A 4,564-nucleotide genomic window follows, 5' to 3' on the forward strand; every position below is an offset into this window, starting at 1 on the left:
GCAACGAGTTGGATTCCTTTTTTGCCTTTTGGAGTCGCCGCGTTTTTCAGCCTGCTACCTCACCACTTTTATGACCTGCACCCGGCGGCAAGAGCTGGGAGAAGGTGCTCTACAAGGACGAGAACACGGGGGCGGTCGAAGTCGCGCTCGATCCGACCAACCCCAATACGGTCTACTGCTCGCTCTGGGCGGCGCGACAGGCACCTTGGGAGAACGGGGTTTGGCAGGGGACGACCAGTGGCTTGTTTAAGTCCATGGACGGCGGCACGACGTGGACACCGCTCACCAAGGGCCTTCCCACGATTGCACAGGGCCTCGGGCGGATCGGGTTCTCGGTGTTTGATGACAAGCGCCTCTACGCCACGGTGGATGCGACCACGGGGGGCGGCATCTACCGCTCTGACGACGGCGGCAAGAGCTGGGTCTTCACCAACGGCGAGCCGCGTGTCTGGAGCCGCGGGAGCGATTTTGCCGAGGTGCGTGCCGATCCCAAGCAGCGCGATGTGGTCTATGCCGCCAATACCTCGACCTACAAGTCCGTGGATGGCGGGAAGACCTTTGTCTGCATTAAAGGCGCACCCGGCGGCGATGACTATCACACGATCTGGATCAACTCGATCAATCCCCAGATCATCCTGCTCGCCGCCGACCAGGGTGCAACGATCTCGGTGAATGGCGGGGAGACCTGGAGCTCGTGGTACAACCAGCCGACCGCGCAGCTCTACCACGTCAGCACCGACAACCAGTTCCCGTACTGGGTCTACGGTGGCCAGCAAGAGAGCGGCTCGGTGGGGATTGTGAGCCGCGGGCAAGATGGTCAGATCACGTTTCGGGACTGGCACCCGGTGGGAGCCGAGGAGTACGCCTATGTCGTCGCCGATCCGCTCAATCCGGACATTATCTACGGCTCCAAGGGCAGCAAGTACAACAAAAAGACCGGCGAGGTGATCAGCATTCGGCCCAAGATTGAGGGCCTGCGCTATCTACGCACTATGCCAATGCTCTTCTCCGAGGCCGATCCCCGCACGCTCTTTCTGGCGAGCAATCGCCTGCTCAAGACTCGCGACGGTGGCACAACCTGGGAAGCGATCTCCCCCGACCTGAGCCGCGAGACCTGGGATGTCCCCGCATCTTTCGCGGCGGTCTCCACTGATGGTAAGACGATGCAACGCCGGGGTGTGATCTACGCGGTCGCGCCCTCGCCCACGAATATCAACGTGATCTGGTGCGGCACCGACGACGGTCTGCTCTGGCTGACCCAAGACGGCGGCAAGAGCTGGGCAAATGTCACGCCGCCTGAGATCACCTCGTGGAGCAAGATCGCCCAGCTGGAGGCCAGCCGCTTTGTGCCGGGCCGTGCCTACGCCGCCGTGAACCGCCTGCGGTGTGACGATAACAAGCCCTATATCTACAAGACCGACGACTTTGGCAAGACCTGGAAGCGCATCACCTATGGTCTCGGTCTCTCTGACGATGCCCCCGTGAACACGGTGCGTGAGGACCCCAAGAAGCCGGGCCTGCTCTACTGCGGCACCGAGCGTATGGTCTGGTTCTCCAACGACGACGGGGCGCACTGGAACCCGCTGCGCAACAACATGCCCGCCACTTCCATCCGTGACTTAGTGGTCCACGATGATGATCTCGTGGTCGGAACCCACGGGCGCTCGTTCTGGATTCTGGACTCCATCACCGCCTTGCGCCAGCTCTCTCGCAAGCCCGTCGCGCTCTACGCCCCGACCGTGGCCTACCTCGTGGATTGGAACCGCAACACTGACACGCCCCTTCCCCCCGAGGAGCCCGCTGGTCAGAATCCCCCCGACGGCGTCGTGATCGACTACTACCTTGCGCTGCCAGCCAAAGAAGTACTCCTCGAAGTGCGCGACTCCCAAGGCAAAGTCATCCGTCGCTGGAGCAGCACCGACAAGCCCGAGACCCTCGATCCGCTCAAGCTCACGGTCGATCCCCGCTGGGCACGCCCCTGGCAGCCGCTTTTAGCAACCACAGGCTCCCACCGCTTTGTCTGGAACCTGCGCCAGTACGCCCCTGCCAGTAGCCTCGGCATGGATGCGATCTGGCAGAACACCCCCACATCCAAAGCCCCGTGGGTCGCGCCCGGAAAGTACACCCTCCGCCTGACCATTGACGGAGGCTTTTGGGAGCAACCGCTTGAGGTTAAGCCCGACCCCAGAAAGTAGAGTACTGAGGAGCCTTTTGCACGAATCATTTTCGGTTCCGGGATGTCTGAAAAAATCATCACGAAAGCCCATATTTCGAACACCTCGCCGTCAAAAACGATGTCTTTCACGGGGCTCGTTTCGATTCGTGCAAACGGCTCTGAGGATTAAGCGGCGGTGCTCGCTGTATGAGTACGGCTCAGCTGCGCTTCCGCCTGAAGGGGCGTGAGGAAGCCATAGCGAACCAAGGTATCCTGGACATTCCGGCGCTGGGCAGGAGTGAGAGGGGTATTAGGGGCATCATCAGGGACGAGGAGCAGGGCACCATTTCCATGTCGGTACACAGTGGCTTCATTGCTATGCTTCGCGACAAACCCAAGCTCATTGAGCAGGGTACTCAGCTCGTTGTAGTTAAGTGTTTCAGCCATTAGTTAAATTTGCCTCTCGTAGAATGCTACCAGATCATTCTTTATTTGGCGAATGGTTTCAACGGCATCCGTGTTGAAGATTTGGTTCGTGGGAAGATGGACAGTACATGTTGTTTGGTTTGTCTGAGTCAACGCACGGAGCTGTGGACGAGTGAGCTGTAGCCAGTAGGCTCTGCCCTCTGAGGCATCATAGAGAATCAAGATAATGGGAGAGAGCTCACGACTCCATGTCCACAGATGCTTTCGTTCTAGCTCAAAAGTAATCGCGGTTCTATCCGCAAGATATTTGGGATGATCGGTTGCCTTGACCTGGATCAAGATATGGTCTGGTTCGAGGAAGCCGGTTTCACTGAAGGTGATGAGACGGAGGTCGTAGCCATAGTCACTGGAGAGGCGTTCGGCCACATGCCCCTGAGGGATGATCATACTTTCCACGTGCACGATACTCAGATCGGCGAGGATGTGCTCGCGTGTGCGGCGTGTTCCTTCAGTAATTCGTAGCATTGTCTTACTCGCTCCGCAGTGCTCCTAACAGAGTGCCGCGGAGTGCCGCGGTGGTAGCGAGCCAGACCCAGAGCAGGCCGCTTCCGAGAACCGCGAGCAGGGTGAGACCGAGGCTGACGAAGGGAACGCCGACGCCGGGAGTCTTGAGCGAGGGCAAGACAGCCACGAGCGCGGCGGCGACTCCGATAGCGAGGCCGAGGAAGAGGAGCAAGACATGCTCTGAGAAGATGAGCTGGTGGAGGGATTTTTTCGTGAACCCAATGGCCCGCAGTAGGGCGAGCTCGCCCTGGCGCTCTAGGACGTTGCGTAGGACGATCACGCCGAGACCCAAGCTTCCCAGGAGCAGGCCCATGCCACCGAGGATCGCAAAGATCGAGAGGTAGGTGTTCTCCACGGCGCTGAACATTCCCAGGCGCTCGGGTGTGGTGGTGACGCTCAGGCCATTGTCTTCTAGGCCACTGGTGAGGGCCTCGGCGAGTGCTTTGGTTTTGGCTTCCGGGGCATCGATCAGAAACACTTGGTAGCCGCTGTGGTTGGCAAAGAGCTTGGTAAAGTGGCGCTCGGAGAGGATAAGGTTGCCCTGGAGCACGGAGTTGTTGATGATCCCCACTACCTTGAGCTTGTGTGTCGTCCCTCGGTCATCAGTATAGTCAATCGTCTGTCCGACGCCAGAGTGGAGCATCCACATCACGGTGTTCATGTCCCCGATCACGGGAATAGCGTCTGTCCCATCGCTGGTCTCTAGTAAGTCCCAGGGATTGGCTTTCTTATCGGCGAGTGACTGGGTAAACCCGAAGGCGCTACGCTCGGCGAGGAGCTTGGGATTGATTCCCAGCAGGCGCGGGGTCTGGGCGCGGTTGAGGTTGAGACAGCTTGCCTCGTCGCCCTCACGCAGGCGAAACGAGACGATCTTTGCATCGGTCATCTCTTGTTCATCCAGCCCAAACGCCTCACGGCCCTCGGCAGAGTTTAAGTCCTGGTAGACGGGAAGCGATGCCTCGGCATAGAGGGCAAAGCCACCCGTTCCCGACGAGCGCTCACGAGCGGCCTCACGCGGGTCATGGCGGTTGGCCCCGACGGCAATCACGAGAAAGCTCCCGCAGGCTAGCAATGTGATCGCGCCCGTGCTCCGTGAGAGTCGCCGCGCCGCATTACGCCGCCCGACACCCGTCAGGCTTAGCGCCCCTTCCGCGATCTCCAGTTTTTGCAGAAACTGTCGTGCCGCCAGAATCCCGGCGATGAGTAGCAGCGAGCCCGCGCCAAAGAAAATTCCTGCCGCCTCTTCGCCATGCTTACCGATGCCAAAGAGAGCAAGGCCGAGGGCGAGTATTGCAAGGATGAGAGGAAGCCATCTCCCCGCCCCTTCGGGCCATCTCCCCGCCGCTGAGACGGCGACCCTCTTCCCATCTTCGCTTCGCGTGGTAGAGGGTATTCCGATGAGGAGCGCTTGTGCCGAGG

The 4,564-nt window shown here is 59.8% G+C and carries 4 protein-coding genes; 1 reads left to right on the forward strand and 3 read right to left on the reverse strand.

The genetic code is table 11. From position 1 onward, the window contains the following. The first annotated feature begins 104 nt into the window (after nt 1-104). Nucleotides 105-2,195: a hypothetical protein gene (locus tag RMO15_RS24605; protein WP_309718838.1), complete on the forward strand. Its 2,091-nt coding sequence runs from the start codon at nt 105-107 to the stop codon at nt 2,193-2,195. Nucleotides 2,196-2,341: 146 nt separating this feature from the next. On the opposite strand, the gene RMO15_RS24610 is transcribed toward RMO15_RS24605, so the two are convergent. From RMO15_RS24610 to RMO15_RS24620, 3 genes are all read right to left on the reverse strand, one after another. After that, complete coding sequence (locus tag RMO15_RS24610; RefSeq protein WP_309718841.1) at nt 2,342-2,602, reverse strand: hypothetical protein; 261 nt, start codon at nt 2,600-2,602, stop codon at nt 2,342-2,344. Nucleotides 2,603-2,605: 3 nt separating this feature from the next. Then, nucleotides 2,606-3,106, reverse strand: coding sequence for a DUF4365 domain-containing protein (locus RMO15_RS24615; RefSeq protein WP_309718845.1), 501 nt, complete (start codon nt 3,104-3,106; stop codon nt 2,606-2,608). A gap of 4 nt (nt 3,107-3,110) precedes the next feature. Next, nucleotides 3,111-4,564 (reverse strand): ABC transporter permease (locus tag RMO15_RS24620; RefSeq protein WP_309718847.1); only part of this gene is annotated, 1,454 nt, incomplete at its 5' end.

The sequence above is a fragment of the Armatimonas sp. genome (genome assembly GCF_031410135.1).
Taxonomy (GTDB): domain Bacteria; phylum Armatimonadota; class Armatimonadia; order Armatimonadales; family Armatimonadaceae; genus Armatimonas.

Coding starts and splice junctions, on each gene's coding strand:
- RMO15_RS24610 (WP_309718841.1), bottom strand. CDS start 2,602: ATGGCTGAAACACTTAACTACAACGAGCTGAGTACCCTGCTCAATGAG.
- RMO15_RS24615 (WP_309718845.1), bottom strand. CDS start 3,106: ATGCTACGAATTACTGAAGGAACACGCCGCACACGCGAGCACATCCTC.